This window comes from Micromonospora sp. RTBAU3-60 (genome assembly GCF_054963695.1).
On record NZ_JBUEGB010000025.1, the window covers coordinates 90,124 to 105,591 of the forward strand.

The following is a 15,468-nucleotide window of genomic DNA, read 5'->3' on the forward strand; positions in this document are numbered from 1 at the left end:
CGCGGACGACATCGGACTGATCAAGCTCACGGTCAACGAAGTCCGCGGCCTTATCAACGCCTGCATCATCCGCCCGATCAGCGACCTCACCCACCGTTTGCACTGGTCAGGCTGGCGACGGCGGCATCAAGCCCAAGCCCGACGATCCCACTACACATGCCACCTCAACCTCGAGCATCAGCACTGATTCACGGACGGCGGCTGCCCGTATTAGGTAAGCGCCTGCTCGATTTCGTGGTCGCGGCCGCTGCGGAACGTCGCGACGTCGCCGTGGATGTCGTTGAGCATGAACAGCTCCCACTGGCGGCAGCCGAGGCAGAGCTGGGTCTTCGCGACTGGTGCGAGCCGGATCGTTCGGGTCGAGGCGAGGTTGTTGACATAGACCTGGTTGGGTGTAACCGGCTCCGCCACCAGGCGTTCGTAGGGCTCCCACTCCGGGTGGCTGCCCCGCAGCCGCCGACCGATCAAACGGAACACGCTACCGGTGTACTCGCACCTGTCCACGAGGTCGAACTGCAGCTGCGCGAGCCAGCTGACGGACTCCAGCGCGGCGACGACGACCGGCTCGATGGCCGCGATCTCCTCCTCGAGCTCGTGGGCGGCACGAACGCCATAGGCATGGCCCGAGCTGTTCCGGGCGCGCTGAATACGGAGGAGAAGCTCGTGTGGCCCGCCGTCGCCGAGCAAGCCGTCGAGCTCGCCGAGCTCCGGCACTGGGCCCTGCTGAACGATTTCGCGGATCAGCGTGGTCCAGGTGCCGAAAGTCGCACCGCGACTGAACCGGTCGCGAAGCCGGACGCTGAGGACGCCGCCGTTGCGCTCCGCCAGTATCGCGAGCGCTAGGACGCCCAGCGTCCGCGCGATGCTCTCGCCGAGCTTGAGCAGGGCTTCCTTGCGCTGCGGCAGAGACGTGGCGATCCGATACTGCCGAGCAAGGGTGGCAATAGGGAAGGGATAGGCCCACTCGGCGCTCCAGACCGGGTCGGAGAGCGGCTGGACGAGCTCCGAGGCAAGCCTCGCCTGGGACATCGTGGCGGCGAGGTTCCGCCGCAGCCGGGGGAAGTCGCCACGCAGGTCGTCGAAGACGTTGGGCATGAGCGTCGAGACGACGCGGGAGAGGTCGGCGCGCGTCCGCTGCAGATCATCGAGCCAGTCGTCGACGTGTGGGTCGTCGATCAGTGGCAGAGGAACGGGAATGTCCCGAAGCCGCCCGTGGGCGGCAACGTCTGCGTTCTGCGCGGAATCCAGCCACTCCTGAATCGCCCGCGCCGCGCCCCTGATCGGGCGGAGAACCGTGAGCGGGGTCACGGCGTCGCCGAACGACGCTGGCAGGACCCGCCAAAGTCCCGGGCGGCCGACAATGTCACCGTCGGCGCACGGCGTCAGCCCCAAGCGCGGCCGCCGCTCCGAGTCGCCGAGCCTCGGTAGGTCCGTCGCCGACGACGCGGTCCTGAGATCTTGCACGGTGAGCAGCGGGCTGTCCGCATCGGGACGCCGTGCCGAGGGAACGAATTCCACCACCTCGCCGAGCGGAACATTTTCAACGCCTAGCGGAATAGCAAAGAAATGATACGGCCGGATCTCGTAGCCAATTTTGATCGTGTCAGGGTCGATCCAGGCATCTGGCGTCCGCGGCTGGATCTCTTTGGCGAGGAAGAGATTCACGTCCCGGTTCAGCGGGAGCTCGTGGAAGGTCCGGCGATTGGGGTCGGCTCCCGGCTTTGCGTCGTCACCGCGCCGTGGACGGTCGACAGCGAAGCGCCGATAACCCAGCTCGGCAGCGGGTATCACGATCGCCGGGCCGCTGCTCGGGGTGCGGCCGTCGATCGCCGCCCGGTAGATGGCGATGATATCGGCTATCTGCTCGGCGGTGATGTACTTACGCTTGTCGTCCAGCTTGCCGCGTGTGGTGGCAAAACGCTGACGGCAGTCGAGCAACACGACGTTGCCCTGCCGCGGGTTCTCCTTGCGGTTCGACAGTATCCAGATGTAGGTGCCTATGCTGGTGTTGGGGAAGAGCTGATCGGGCAAAGCGACGACGGTCTCCAGCAGGTCCCGCTCTATTACCCATCTGCGGATCTCAGACTCGCCCGAGCCCGCAGCGCCCTCGAATAAGGGCCTCGACGCGAAAACGACGGCCGCTCTGGCACCGCCCTGCTCGGCCGGTCGCATGTGGGCGACCAGGTGCTGGAGGAACAGCAGAGAGGCGTCGGAGCTCCGGGGAAGTCCGGCACCGAATCGGCCGGCAGCTCCCTGCGCCGCTTCCTGCTTGATCTGCTTCGCCACCTTGGTCCATTCCACCCCGAAAGGCGGATGAGCCATCAGGTAGTCGAACGTTTCCCCAGCGTGGCGATCATCAGTGAGGGTGTTGCCGAGCGCCACACCGGCCGCGTCGATACCCCGCATCGCGAGGTTCATGCGGGCCAAGGCGTAGCTGTGCGCGTTGATGTCCTGGCCAAAGACGTCGAGCTGCGCACCGCCGCGCAGTACGTCGCTCGCCGCGGTGAATGTTCCACCGGCTCCGCAGACCGGATCGTACAGTCGGACCCTCGCCACCTGGCGGGAAAGCCTCTCGGTGTCCGGCGCGAACAGCAGACCGGCCAGGAGCCCCGCGACGTCGGGTGGTGTAGAAAACTCCCCCGCCATTTGGGATGACAGGTCCGTACCGTGCCGGACCAGATCCGAGAAGACGTCACCCATCTCTTCGTCCGTCACAGCGGCGCGGGTGAGATCGACGGCCGCGAACCGCGCCGCGAGGCCCCGGAGCAGACGCGCGTCGTCGAGCCGCCGGACGACATGCTCGAATTCAAAGCGAAAGACCGCCATGTCGTCGACGAGGTCCGTGACGTCCGCCAGGAAGGAGTCCGCCCCTTGGACGTCGGCGAGGATGCTCGGTTGCCGGGGGTGGGCGAGGCATTCGAGCCGTCGCAGGAAGGTGAAGGGCAGAAGAACCTCGTGGTACTCGGCCTGCTTGAAGTCGCCTCGAAGCAGATCGGCCGCAGACCACAGCAACGATGTCAAGTCTGTCGTCACGCGTTCACTACCCCGCACACCGAGCCGATGCCCACATCAGAAGTTGTATCAGATGGTCCGGGCGGCATCTTGGGACCGCTGTCCACATCAGCCGCGCCAGTCGGGCGCGATGCCGCACTGACGCAGACGCGTTGCAGCAGGGGCCGCGCCCACAAACTCCCGTTGCGCGCCGGCCATCGAAGAGCCTGACCGCTGCTGACGGCCCGCCTGGAACCACCCGCCGATCCGCCCTGGTCTACCCTGCTGATCAGCGGCCAAGCAGGCGAGGCTTCTGCGCCTCGAACTCCTCACGGGAGAGCAGACATCCCCGAACACGCCGATCCCGACTATGCCTGGGTGCGGGTCCGGCTGGCCGCCGAGTGGGACCTCGTCGGCAGTCGCGTGCCGGCGCTGCGCAGCGGATCCGCTGGTCTGTTCACCGAGCGGTTCGTCCCCGAGTTCACCATGCTGTCCATCGACGGCCGGATGCTGCTGAACACCACGGTCTGGGGTAACGGCACCATCAACACGATCGCGATCCGCCCCGACCGGCTTCCGGACAAGACCAGGTAGGTCCGGACGGCAACATGCGTCGTGACGTACACGCACCCCGTAATCCGACGCGCACCTCTAGCCGCGATCAGGTCACTACGAGGGTGGCGGCTGTCTCGACAAACGTAGGCGTAGCGCCGAGGAGCGCCAGATCTGCAAGCCACCCGTCGACCAGGTGATGGGAGGATGTCGACCGGATCCCTGATGGCCCGTAGTCGCGGACGTCCGGCACGATGACCGTCATGGACGTCGAGGAACTGATCGCGCGCCATCCGCGGGTCTTCCACACGATGTCGGCGACCGCCTGGCCATCGGTGCAACGACACGGCCTCCTGTCCACGCAGCAACTGATCGATTTGTACGACCTCGACGCCGCCGAGCGTGACCGACTCCTGAGCGCCCCTCGCAAGCAGTCCACCGTTCTGCGCGCGCCCGGCCTGCCGCCTGCCGTGATCCGCGATCAGAAGCCGATGAAATTCGTCGCGGAAAAGATTGATCCAAACTCCTCGCTGACCGAGTACCTCGCGGCCATCAACTCCCGGGTCTTCTTCTGGGCCAGCGCTGAGCGGCTGGACCGGCTGCGTCAAGCGAATGAGTACCGCACCGAGGACCAGGTGGTCCTGCACGTCGACACCCGCGCCCTCGTCGAGCGACACAGCCCACGAATCGAACTCTGCCGGCTCAACTCCGGGGCCGTGACGCAGGAGAACCACCCCATGCGGGGGCATCGATCCTGGCTGCCGATCGCCGACTACCCCTACGCCGAGTACCGCCGCCGGTACGGCCGCGATGGCGCCTTGGTCGAGGTCACCGTGTTGGACGCCGTCCCTGACATCCTCGACCTGACCGACAAGATCGAAGGCACCATCGACTGAGACCCACACCCATCGCGGTCACAAGACGGCATTGCGCTCCCAGCCGGCAGGCAGACGCTCGTACACCTGCTCGGGATCAGCCTTCACCAACCACGTGCTCGGCTAACGCGCGATCAAGGCGATGCGCCGCGGTAAGTAGCCGGACTCGAGCAACTGCACTTGGGCCATGCAGGCGTTGAAGCGGTCGAGGAGCTCTGATAACCGCTCGTGCTCTTGGGTCGTCGCTTTTTGGTCAGCGGGAGCGTGGGCAGGACGACCCAACGCGAGTGAGAGCCTCCATCCGGCGGCCATGAAGTCGCAAAGCCGTTCGACACGCGCTTTTTGCTTGTCGTGACGGCGCGTCAGCCACTGTTGCGTTACCACGACGAGTATGCCGATAATGCCAGAAATCGCAGCGCCGACGATAATCGCAGCAGCCTGACTCATACCACCGACCTCCGTCGCTCGGCTCTGGGTCGATGGTATGCGGGTTGAGCCACCGTCTGGTCGGGTGAATCTAGGACGACCGGCCACACCCGTCGCCGATGGCCCTACGGCCTTTCTCGCGCGACCGCCTTGACAGGCTCGCCCACGCCCTGCGCTACTACGCGTGCGAGCTAAAAGCCACCAATCGATGACCTTCCGTCGACAGCTCTGTCGGAGTTCCGACGTATAGACGGACGTGTTCTACGCCCTATCCTGGAGGGCTTTGCCTCGGGCCGATGGCCCGGCGGATCAGCACTGCCGTACGTCGACTGACATGGAGACGAGATGCTGTTGACCCAACCGGATGTGCTCAAACTCGTCCAGCAGGCCGCCGGCCGGTGGGCAGACCAACTGATCGACTTCGGCCCACGGAACACGCTGCTCTATTTCAAGGAGCGGCAGACCACCACGCTGGATCTCGCCGAGGCTGCAGCGGACGGGATCGGCGACTTGCTCCGGGGGAAGAAGGTTCGTCTGCGGACGCTGTTTCCAGACCAGGACCGCCACAACAAGGCCTGCAACACCGCCCGCAGCCTGCGCCGCAAATTGGTCGAGTTGGAGGAGGAGCAGGGCATCCAGGCCGGCTGGGTCGCCCGCGGCCTGCTCTGCATGGTCGGTACGTACACCCGCGGGTCGGTGCCGATGCAACCGCTGCGCGCGCCGCTGATCCTGCAGCAGCTTGCTCTGGACAGCCGGACGGCGACCGAGAACGACTTCACGCTTGAGCTCTCGGAGTCACCTGAGATCAACCCCGTGCTCCTGTACGCGCTGGAACGGCAGTACGGCGTGGAGGCGGACATCAGCGCCCTTGGCGAAAAGCTGGGTGCCATGCTGACCGAGATCGCCGACCCCGACCAGCAGCTCAGGACCGCCTACGACCTGATCGCCGAAGCGGTCGCACCCAGTGGCCTTTCCCTCCAGCTCGAGCAGGCGATGATCGGCGGCGTCTTCAGCTTCGACAAGCTGCCCATGGTCAAGGACCTGCGCACCTCTGCCGAGCTGCTGGCGTCGCACCCGGTAGTCGGTGCGATGGCCGGCGACCGGAGCGCACAGCAACACTTGCGTACCGAGACGGCGCAAGGACCCAGCTCCAGCGCCGATCGGATCGACCCGGCGAAGGAGTTCCTCGTTCACGACGCGGACTCGTCCCAGCAGTCGGCCATCGATGCGGTGTTGTCCGGCCGGCATGTGGTCATCGAGGGCCCGCCCGGCACGGGTAAGAGCCAGACGATCGCGAACATCATCGCGTACATGGCTGCGATGGGCCGCAGCGTGCTGTTCGTCTCCGAGAAGCGGGCAGCGATCGAAGCGGTGATGAACCGCCTCGGCGACGTCGGGCTCGACAACCTCGTGTTCGACCTGCACGACCGCAAGATCAGCAAGCGGCAGGTCGCCCAGCGTATCGCCGCAGTCCTCGCTCAAGCCGGCGCCGAGCCGCCGGTGGACACAAGCGACCTGCATCGACGCCTGAACAGCCGGCGGACCGCGGCACAGCGGCACCCGGCCGAGATGCACGAGGTGCGGCAGCCCTGGGATATGAGCGCGTTCCAGGTGATCGAGCAGTTGCTCGCCCTGCCCTCCTATGACGTCAGCGGGTACAACCTGCGTGGATCCGAGCTGCGGAACCTTGACCGGTCGGCGGTCGAGGCCGCGCGGGAGGACCTACGGACGTTCGTGGATCGTGGCGGCCTGAGGATCTGGCGCGGGGAATCGCCGTGGGCGAAGGCGGCGATCCACACCTCGGACGACGTCGGCAAGGTGCTGGTCCATCTCGACGAGCTAACGGCCGGTGCCCTGCAGGGCGCGCAGCGGCAGATCCGGGAGTTGGTCGACGGGGCCGGGCTGGACGTGCCCGACGATCTCGCCGCCTGGACGGACCTGTTCGACCTACTCAGCGAGGTTGAGCGCACCATCGCCAGCTACGGCGAGCAGGCCTTCGGCCCGGACCTGGACGACTTCGTCTACGCAACAGCGCCAGGGCGTTCCCGGCCACGTCGACCGGAAGCGCTCGGATTCTTCCGTCGGTTCCAGTTGCGCCGCAGGCTGCGGCGGACCTGTCCGGCCGCACCACGCAAGCGATCCGAGATGTATCGAGGCCTGGTCGCCGCAGTGGACCAGCGCGAACGGTGGCGGAAGCTCAGCCGCCAGGACAGCGCACCCACCGCTCTCGCAGGTGCCGATCTTTGCATGTCGTCCTTCGTCCAGGTGCGTAACCATCTTGCGGCGGTGGCTGCGTGCGCGCGCATCGACGGCCTCGACCGGGGACCGGCCACCGCCGCGGCCAGCACCCTCGCCGAGTTGAACGCCGACCGCCACACGCTGTTCCTGATGCCCGACCTGAACAAGCAGCAGCAACTCTTCCGCTCGCTGGGACTGGGCCACATGCTCGATGACCTGGCCGCACGACGCGTCTCGAGCGACGAGGCGGCCGACACCCTGCTGCGCGCCTGGCTTCAGGTGGTCCTCGACGAGATGCGCATGCGTTTCCCGTACCTCGGTCAGTTCGTGGGACAGCAACATGCCGCGGTCGTCGAGGACTTCCGTGCCGCGGACACCCGGCACATCGAGATGGCGGCCCGACACGTGCGCCGCAACGTGGCAGTGAACCTGCGTAGGACCCGGGACGCCTATCCCGACCAGAACAGCCTCGTCCGGCGGGAGGCGGCCAAGAAGAGCCGACATCTGCCGCTGCGCAAGCTGCTCAGCAGCGCACGAGAAGTACTCCTCGCCGCATTTCCGTGCTGGGCCATGTCACCCCTCGTCGTCAGCCGCATCCTGCCGGCTGAGCGGCTGTTCGACGTGGTCATCTTCGACGAGGCGAGCCAGATCGAGCCGCACGACGCGGTCGCATCGATCATGCGCGGCACTCAACTCGTCGTGGCCGGCGACCCCAAACAGCTTCCGCCCACGCCGTTCTTCCGGCGGCTCGTCCAACAGACCACCAACAGCGAGGACGACGACATCGACGACGAGAGCCTCGAAGACTACGAATCCGTTCTCGACGTCCTCAGCGGTCTCATCTCCGACCGGCACCGCCTGACCTGGCACTACCGCAGCCGGGATGAGCGACTCATCGCGTTCTCGAACATCGAGATTTACGACCGATCCCTCGTGACGTTCCCAGGCGTGAAGGTGGGCAGCCCGCTACGCCTGGAAACGGTCGACGGCCGCGTCGCCCCCGGCCAGAGCGGCTCCTCACCGGAGGAGGTCAACCGGGCGGTCGACCTCATCCTCGAGCACGCCGAGCGGCAACCCCACGAGAGCCTGGGCGTCATCACCATGGGCCAGAAGCACGCCCTGCGGATCGAAGCGGCGCTGCGCAGCCGGCGCCGCGAGCACGAGCACCTCGACGACTTCTTCTCACAGGACCGGGCCGCGAGCCAGCGGTTCTTCATCAAGAGCCTGGAGAACGTCCAAGGCGACGAGCGGGACGCCATCATTCTGAGCATCGGCTACGCCAAGACCCGGGACGGTCGGCTTCCGCTGCGGTTCGGACCGCTCAACCAGGAGGGCGGTGAGCGGCGCCTGAACGTTGCGGTCACCCGAGCGCGGAGTCGGATGACGGTGGTCAGTGCCTTCTCGCACCACGACATGGACCCGAACCAGACCGCAGCGACGAGGAACCGCGGCCCCGAGCTGCTCCGCCGCTACCTCGAGTTCGTGGCGCTCGGCGGTGACCTTGGGGGACGGCAGCACACCGGGGTCGAGCTCAACGGCCTTGAACGCAGCGTGCTGGAGGCCATCCTGCAGCAGGGCATCAACGCGGTGCCGCAGTGGGGGGTGTCCGGCTACCGGATCGACCTGGCACTCGCCCACCCGGACCAGCCCGGCCGGATGGTGCTCGCCGTCGAGACCGACGGCCACTCGTACCACCAGGGGCACAGCGCCCGAGACCGGGACCGGCTACGCCAGCAGCACCTGGAGCGGCTTGGGTGGGAGTTCCACCGGATCTGGTCGACCGACTGGTACGTGGACCCAGCAGGCCAGACGGCCCGACTCGTCGCTCGCTGGAAGCAGGCGGTCGACCGCGCCGACCACGCTCCCAATACCCGACCCACGCCAGCAGCATCGCGGCACATCAGTCAGCCACCGTCGCCGACGGCGTCCCGCCGCGGCCTGCGTCCCCAGGTACCGATCGGCCTGCGGATCACCGAGTACACCCGGGAACAACTGGTGCAGATCTGTACCTGGCTATTGAGCGACCAGCTGCAGCGAGATAGGGACGAGCGCCTACAGGAGGCCATGACCGAGCTCGGGTTCCGCAAGCGGGGGTCGGTCATCATCCAGCGTCTGACCGAAGCACTCGACATCGCGCAGCAGCGCGCCGACCGGGAGGTGTATTGATGGTTGCCCTCGACCTGCTCACGTTGGAACGGGTCGCTCGCCTGATCTGTGACGTCGACGGGCCGTACGAACGGACCGGGTCGCAGGTCGAGCGATTCCTGCACCGGGTCCGCTGGCCCGGCGATCCGCAGTACGACGGTTCACCGCGGATCCCCTGGCTTACGGAAGTCCTGAACTCCCATGCCGACGACGCCGCCGCACTCGACCGGCTGCTCTGCCGGATCTGCGACCCGCTGGAGTACGACGGCGGCGCCGAGGCCGCAGAGCCGATCGCGCAGGAGCTGAACCGCATTCTGGCTCCCGAGCAGCTCACCATCACGTACGTCGGCGGGCGCCCGGTGCTCGGCCAGCTCAGCCCGGCCGGCGAGATTCCCCTGTACGGACCACCGCCGGACCTTCACGAGCGCGTGCGACGACTTACCGCGGACAGCAAGGCAGTGGACATCCTCATGGCGCGCGCCGACGAGGCGTCAATCTGCCAGAACAACGGTGCGTACGCGCTGGCAATCATCGGCATCGGCAGCTTCGTGGAAGGACTACTGCACGCCGTGGTAACTGATCGCGACGAGACGGTGCGAAGCAGCGGACTGGTCGGCCGGGGCGGCCGGCGGGTCCCGGCCGAACGCGCCGGACTTCATCTCCTACTCGACTATGCGCACCGCCAGAAGTGGGTTCAGACCGACGCCAAGGACTTCATGGAAAAGGTCCGGGACTACCGCAATTTCGTCCACCCTCGGCACCAGATCGAGTACGGGCTCGTACCCGACCTGGACACCGTCCGGATGTGCTGGGCGCCTGTGCACGCACTCCTCAACGACCTGGAATCTGCGCCCTAGCCTGTAGATCTATCGTCCCAACCAACCTCGAACGGTTGACCCCCTCTTTGTCCGAGGTGCCGGCCTCCGCCCCGTCTTTACTTCTGCGACCAACACGGAGCTGTTGAGGGAGTAGCGGACGGAGGCCACCGCCACATCGACCGAGTCGGCGCCGATTTCGGTTGATACCGCTCGCCTGCAACCCCAGGACGGTGAAAATGCTCGGCTTCAGGTCGGTCTTCACGACCCGTCAGCAACGGAACCACCTACTGCCCCTCGTACGGGAACAACTCGACCGGTGGATCGCCGATCCGAAGGGCTGGGACCCGTCTGCGCTTCACGAGAACCGCTGGACGACCATCGGCGACAACGTACGGGCCCTGCTGCTGCAACACGAAGGGCAGGACGGCTCAGCGTCGACTCGCGTGCGGATCGTCGAGACGAAACCGGACGGCCGGTGGATCACGCAGCTGACCACACACGTACCCAACGCCAAGGAACGTGCGGCATGGGCCTGGATTGACATCGAATCTCCTGACCCTGACGGCGAGGAGTCGCGCAGCCGACGCCGCCGCGCCGGAACCCCTCGCTTTGTCGCACCCATTCTCGACGTCATCGATGCCTGGGATGGTGCCGCGCGTCTGACGACCCGTCCCGTGATCATTCGGGGCGACGAGGTCGACGAGGTTCATCAAGCGTTGCTCGACACGGAACGACGCGGGGCCGTCTTCGTCGCCGGCGGCGACGATGAGTTGCCGCTGGGTCCGTGGGTGGACCTGATCGCAAAGTTGACTCGGTTCACCAAGGGAATGGCATCGTGCTACGTGCTCGACGGCGAGGCCACACGGCTGTTGAACGACCGGATCGGCGATACCCACGCTGTCGCACCGGGCCGGCTGCGTACCTATCGCTCACAGGTCCAGCCGGACTCGGCTGTCGATGCACTGCGCCACAGAGTATTGGGCACCGAACGGATTCTCGACGACCGCGAACACGACCGGCTCGCTCGGATCCTGGCATCCAACGCCCAACTTCAGGCGCTCGAACAGCCCCTGCAGGCTTCGGTGGCGCGGGTACACCGGATGCTCGAACGCATCGCCGACGACATGTTGGTGAACCGACTCAGCGATGCCAGCCTCAAGCCGGCGCCGCTGGTTCCCTCGCAACCTCGGGCGACGGCCGTCGAGGCCCGGAGAGGTGAACGCCGGCAGGACGACATCGGCGCGCAGCAGATCATGCTGCTCGACTACCTGAAGGTGAAGATCGGCCTCGACGATCTAACCGTTGACGGGGTCGACGAAATCGCGCATTGGGTCGAGGCCGGCAGAGCATCTCAGGAGGCTCAGGAGGATATCGCGTCTCGACTGGCACAACTTCAGACCGAACTTGATGAGACGCAGACGGCGTACCGAGACGTCATCCGGCAGTTGGAGGACGAGCAACTCGAAAACCGGGAAGCAGTTGATCTTCTCACCCGGTCGGAGGAGACCGTACGGACGCTACGTCACCGGCTGGCCTCAACGGGCCAGGCAGATGTGGCCTGGACGACTCAGCCATCGGAGGAGGACGTCTCCCGACCGGACAGCTTCGGCGAGTTGCTCCGATGGCTGCCGAAGCTCGTGCACGTCGAGTTCACCGGCGACCCTGACCATGCCGCGGACCTCGACAGCAAAGACACCCTCGGCTCCTGGGCCTCCAAGACGTGGGACGCGTTGCTGGTACTTCAGGACTATGCGACTGCCAAAGCAGACGGACGCTGGGACCGCGACGTGCACGGCTTCCTTGAGCACACCCCGGACGGCTGCCACGAGTGGCCAACCCGACGCCACGCCCGCGACGAGAGCGAGGAAGTGCGCACCAACCCGGCCTTCTGGAGGAGGCGCGTTTTGCCCGTGCCAACCACCGTCGATCCGACTGGCAAGACCTTCATGGGAGCCCACTTCAAGATCGCTCAGTTCGCGATGATCAGTCCTCGCATGCACTACTACGACGACACGGCGCAGAGCGGCCACATCTATGTCGGATACATCGGCCGGCACCTGCCAACCGGGCAGACCAACTGACGGCAATGGCGGCGGCCCGGTTTCGATCAGGGGTAGCACTATCGGACGACCGACCGCCGGATCAGCTCGTCGGCGTCCTCGTCAGCTGCCGCCGCCCACTTCTCGCCGTCACCGAACGGCTGGTAGGCCAGCTTTGCCGGCCGGCCCCGGAACGCCTGGGTGACACCGTCGATGACGGAGATCTGCCACTCGCCCCGGGCCTTGCCAGGCCGGGCTGTCATCCATGGGCCGATTGGGATCCACGAGTCGGTGCCGGGCCTGTACAGGCCGACCGAGTTCTCCTCGAGAGCAGCACTACTGATCCACTCAGCACTCGGCAGCACCGGACCGGTGCCGGTCACTCGGAACGCCGAAACGGTGTACCTCTTGGCATTTAAACGCAGGGATTGAGCGATCATCACCGTGCGGTCAGGGATGTGACGCAGGGCTGTGGCGAACTGCTCCAGCAGCGGGTCGACCTCGTCCAGCATGCGGGTCACCTCGTCGTTGGGGCGCTCCGAGCGGTGACTGACCACGTTGCGGCCGGTCTTCACGACGGCGAGCGCGTCCAAGTCGAGACTACGGACGACCTGCCCCGCATACGAATCCTGCGCCAAGCGCGAGCCGAGCGCCTTCAGCAGCTCAACCCACCTGCCCAGCATCATGTGGGGCGCTAGTACCGGCCGAGGCACCCGGGCGTCCGGGTCGCCGTCCAGGAACTCGCCGAGCCCGACCGCACCGACGAATCGGAGAGCGTCCTCCAACGCCGCATGGCCGGCCCGCACCCGCAGGTTGGCCACCGTCTCCGACTCGTAACGCTGCAGGCCGAGCGCCACCGGCAGTGGCAGATGCTGCAGATCGCCGCGGCTTTGCCGGCGTAGATCGGCCACGACCTCCTCGACAACGGTGGCGAGTTTCTCGGCAGCGTCCGCCTTGGTCACGTACTTTACGGCGCCCCCCACGTTGATCGCTTCGATCGCCTGGTCGAAGCTTCCCTCGCCGGAGAGCACCACCACCGGCACCCGGTGACCCTCCTCCCGCATGCGCCTCAGCAACCACAACCCACCCCACGGTTCGGGCGGCATCTGCAGATCAGTGACCACGACGTCGTAGTGCCCGGTGCCGAGCCTGGTCAGGGCGCTCTCGCCGTCGTGAACGATCTCGACCCCGACGGCAATCGGCTCGAGGTGCCCGGCCATCGTCCGGGCAACGTTCTCCTGGTCATCCACAAGCAACACCCTGACCGCGCGGCGGCGACCCACCCCCGCCCGCGGCATCAAAGCCGGATCCCGGTCGGGCGCCTTGGAATCCGTCACCTCCTCGCGCGGCAGGTCGATGATCCAGCGCTGGCCGTCGGCCGCGGGGTCGTCGGAGATCGTGGCGCCCAGTCGGCGCAGGTCCATCCGGACCAGCCACAACCCCATACCCGAGCCGTGCTCCTTGGTGGTGGTCACCGTCTCGTCCCGCCAGAACATCTCGCGGATCTCGTCCGGCAGCCCCGGGCCGTCGTCGTGCACGACGAGGAACACGTGACCCGGCTCGGTGTACCAATCGACGATGATCCGGCCGCCATCCGGCATCGCCTCGACGGCATTCTTGATGAGGTTGTCCAGCACCCCCCGCAGCAGCGACGGCGACAGGGCGACCTCACACTGGCCGGACTCGGCCGGCGCGATCAGACGCACGTTCGCCCTGTCCTTGAACTCCAGGACCTTAGCGGCGCAGTACTCGTCGAGCCAACTGCCGAACTGGACCGTCTCCTCGTCGGCATCCGCCAGCGCTCGGTTGGTGCGGTCCAGGTGATCGGCCAGATGAACGGCGGCCTCGTGGTGCCGAGCGGCATCGGCGAGCCGGTGGAAGCGGGTCACCCGGTCGCCGGCCAGCGCCGCCTTCTGCGCGACGTCCTCCATGCCGATCAACTCGTTCTTGAGCCGGTGCAGGACGTTCGCCAAGATCTCGACCCCGTCCTGGTCCTGGGAGCCGTGAACCGCGAGCCTGCCGGCCGCCGTGAAGGACCGGTCGGCAGGGGCGGGGGAGTAGATGGCACTCAGCGTCTGCGTGTCCGGTCCGGCGAAGACTCCGAGGCCCGGCGCCATCTCGCCGAGCAGATCGATCAGAGTGCAGACGCGGTCGGCCGCGCCCGAGGCCGTGGTGGCGCATTCAACCCGGACCCCGTCGGAGAGCCGCCGGAACCGAACCGATCCAGCGGACGTGTCAGAGAATTCCCGAAGCAGTTCACCGATGGCGGCGGCGTCGACCGCGTAGAGGATTGACGCCGACTCCGGGCCCGACACCGGCCAGGAGCCGGAGAGTTCGTCCACCGTCCTCTGCTTCCGGGCGGCGCCGACCCGTAGCGCGCTGGCCACCGCCAGAAGGAGGTCCCACTGGGGAGCCTTCCGAACCACGACGTTGCCTTCCGGGTCGAGATTTCGCACCCACGCCGCCAGGTCCCGTAGGGCCTGCTCCAGCTTCGGCCGCGGCTGTGCCCTTACGGCGTTGCCGTAGGCGGTCATCAGATGGTCGAAGACTTCGTCGTCCAGCGGGCCGGTTAGCGAGTCAGCCTCCTTCGCCCAGGTGAGGAAGTCGTTGAGGTCGCCGTCCGAGGCGGCCAGCAGACCCAGCCCCAGCACACCGTCCTCAATACAGCGCTGGAGATCACGGCCGCGCAGCACCGGCAGACGCCGGGCCAGGCACCGCAGGAGCAGCATGCTCTCCTCCCGCCCTGCGGCGGCCCGGACGGCGGCCTGGAAGTCCGGTCCCAGGGTGAAGAGTCGGTACAACCGCCCTGCGGCCAGCCTGGCGGCCTCCTTTTTCCCCGGCGTCGGAGGGCCGGTCCGAACGAGTTCGAGATCGCCGATACGGACGGTGAGGGTCGCGGTGAACCGGGAATCGTGCGCCGGGCCGGCGGAGGTATAGGTGGAGGAGGTCTCGCCACCGAAGGTGGCGCAGAGGCGCTGCAGCCGGCTGAGCTCGTCGAGCCCCTGAGCAAGGGTCTCCCGCAGTATCCAGCCTCGCACCGTTTCCGGCAGGCCGGCTTCGCCGAAGCGCCAGGCGACCGAGGCAATCGCCTGAAAGGCTTCTGCCTTCATGCGGGGCTTGCACTCGGTTTCGCCGCGGCCGCGGAGCACGGCCGATTCCGGCACGAGCCGATCGAACATGTCGACGTAACAGCGCTCCGGCAGCGAATGGATCGCGCCATCCTCGGGTCCGGGCTTGAGTGTGCGGCCCAGCAGTTTGCGCGTGAACTCTGCGGCCGACACCGCCCTGATGACGTAGGACCCGTGGTTGGCCAGTAGTTCGTAGTCGTTCTGCCGGGCCTGGCGGACCAACGACTGGTTTTCGTAAGCCCATGACTTGTGAGTG

The 15,468-nt window shown here is 66.7% G+C and carries 8 protein-coding genes; 5 read left to right on the forward strand and 3 right to left on the reverse strand.

What is annotated here, in order from left to right; translation table 11 throughout:
* Positions 1-210: 210 nt before the first annotated feature.
* Entirely contained in the window at positions 211-3,033 is a 2,823-nt protein-coding gene (locus tag ACY34I_RS23475) for a type I restriction-modification system subunit M (RefSeq protein ID WP_462757215.1), read from the reverse strand.
* Positions 3,034-3,369: 336 nt separating this feature from the next.
* On the opposite strand from ACY34I_RS23475, the gene ACY34I_RS23480 reads away from it, so the two are divergent.
* Both ACY34I_RS23480 and ACY34I_RS23485 read left to right on the forward strand, forming a co-directional pair.
* Positions 3,370-3,585: a hypothetical protein gene (locus ACY34I_RS23480; RefSeq protein WP_462757216.1), complete on the forward strand. Its 216-nt coding sequence runs from the start codon at positions 3,370-3,372 to the stop codon at positions 3,583-3,585.
* A gap of 221 nt (positions 3,586-3,806) precedes the next feature.
* On the forward strand, positions 3,807-4,439 hold the full coding sequence (locus tag ACY34I_RS23485) for a DUF7002 family protein (protein ID WP_462757217.1): 633 nt from the start codon (positions 3,807-3,809) through the stop codon (positions 4,437-4,439).
* Positions 4,440-4,541: 102 nt separating this feature from the next.
* Here ACY34I_RS23485 and ACY34I_RS23490 read toward each other — a convergent pair whose 3' ends face one another.
* Complete coding sequence (locus tag ACY34I_RS23490; protein ID WP_462757218.1) at positions 4,542-4,865, reverse strand: hypothetical protein; 324 nt, start codon at positions 4,863-4,865, stop codon at positions 4,542-4,544.
* A gap of 324 nt (positions 4,866-5,189) precedes the next feature.
* Between ACY34I_RS23490 and ACY34I_RS23495 the strand changes: the two genes are divergently transcribed.
* The 3 genes from ACY34I_RS23495 (at position 5,190) to ACY34I_RS23505 (ending at position 12,126) form a co-directional block, all read left to right on the forward strand.
* Entirely contained in the window at positions 5,190-9,248 is a 4,059-nt protein-coding gene (locus ACY34I_RS23495) for an AAA domain-containing protein (RefSeq protein ID WP_462757219.1), read from the forward strand.
* The gene (locus ACY34I_RS23500) at positions 9,248-10,084 is read left to right on the forward strand and encodes a hypothetical protein (RefSeq protein WP_462757220.1); all 837 of its coding nucleotides are present in this window, start codon (positions 9,248-9,250) and stop codon (positions 10,082-10,084) included. Before ACY34I_RS23495 ends, ACY34I_RS23500 begins: the two co-directional genes overlap by 1 nt.
* A gap of 197 nt (positions 10,085-10,281) precedes the next feature.
* Positions 10,282-12,126 carry a hypothetical protein gene (locus tag ACY34I_RS23505; RefSeq protein ID WP_462757221.1) on the forward strand — a complete coding sequence of 615 codons (1,845 nt, stop codon included), beginning with the start codon at positions 10,282-10,284 and terminating at the stop codon, positions 12,124-12,126.
* A 38-nt stretch (positions 12,127-12,164) separates the two neighbouring features.
* Here ACY34I_RS23505 and ACY34I_RS23510 read toward each other — a convergent pair whose 3' ends face one another.
* Complete coding sequence (locus ACY34I_RS23510; RefSeq protein ID WP_462757222.1) at positions 12,165-15,434, reverse strand: response regulator; 3,270 nt, start codon at positions 15,432-15,434, stop codon at positions 12,165-12,167.
* Positions 15,435-15,468: the final 34 nt, after the last annotated feature.

Bases quoted from the DNA above. Each gene is read 5' to 3' on its own strand.
- ACY34I_RS23505 (WP_462757221.1), top strand. From the start codon at position 10,282: ATGCTCGGCTTCAGGTCGGTCTTCACGACCCGTCAGCAACGGAACCAC.
- ACY34I_RS23490 (WP_462757218.1), bottom strand. From the start codon at position 4,865: ATGAGTCAGGCTGCTGCGATTATCGTCGGCGCTGCGATTTCTGGCATT.
- ACY34I_RS23500 (WP_462757220.1), top strand. From the start codon at position 9,248: ATGGTTGCCCTCGACCTGCTCACGTTGGAACGGGTCGCTCGCCTGATC.
- ACY34I_RS23485 (WP_462757217.1), top strand. From the start codon at position 3,807: ATGGACGTCGAGGAACTGATCGCGCGCCATCCGCGGGTCTTCCACACG.
- ACY34I_RS23495 (WP_462757219.1), top strand. From the start codon at position 5,190: ATGCTGTTGACCCAACCGGATGTGCTCAAACTCGTCCAGCAGGCCGCC.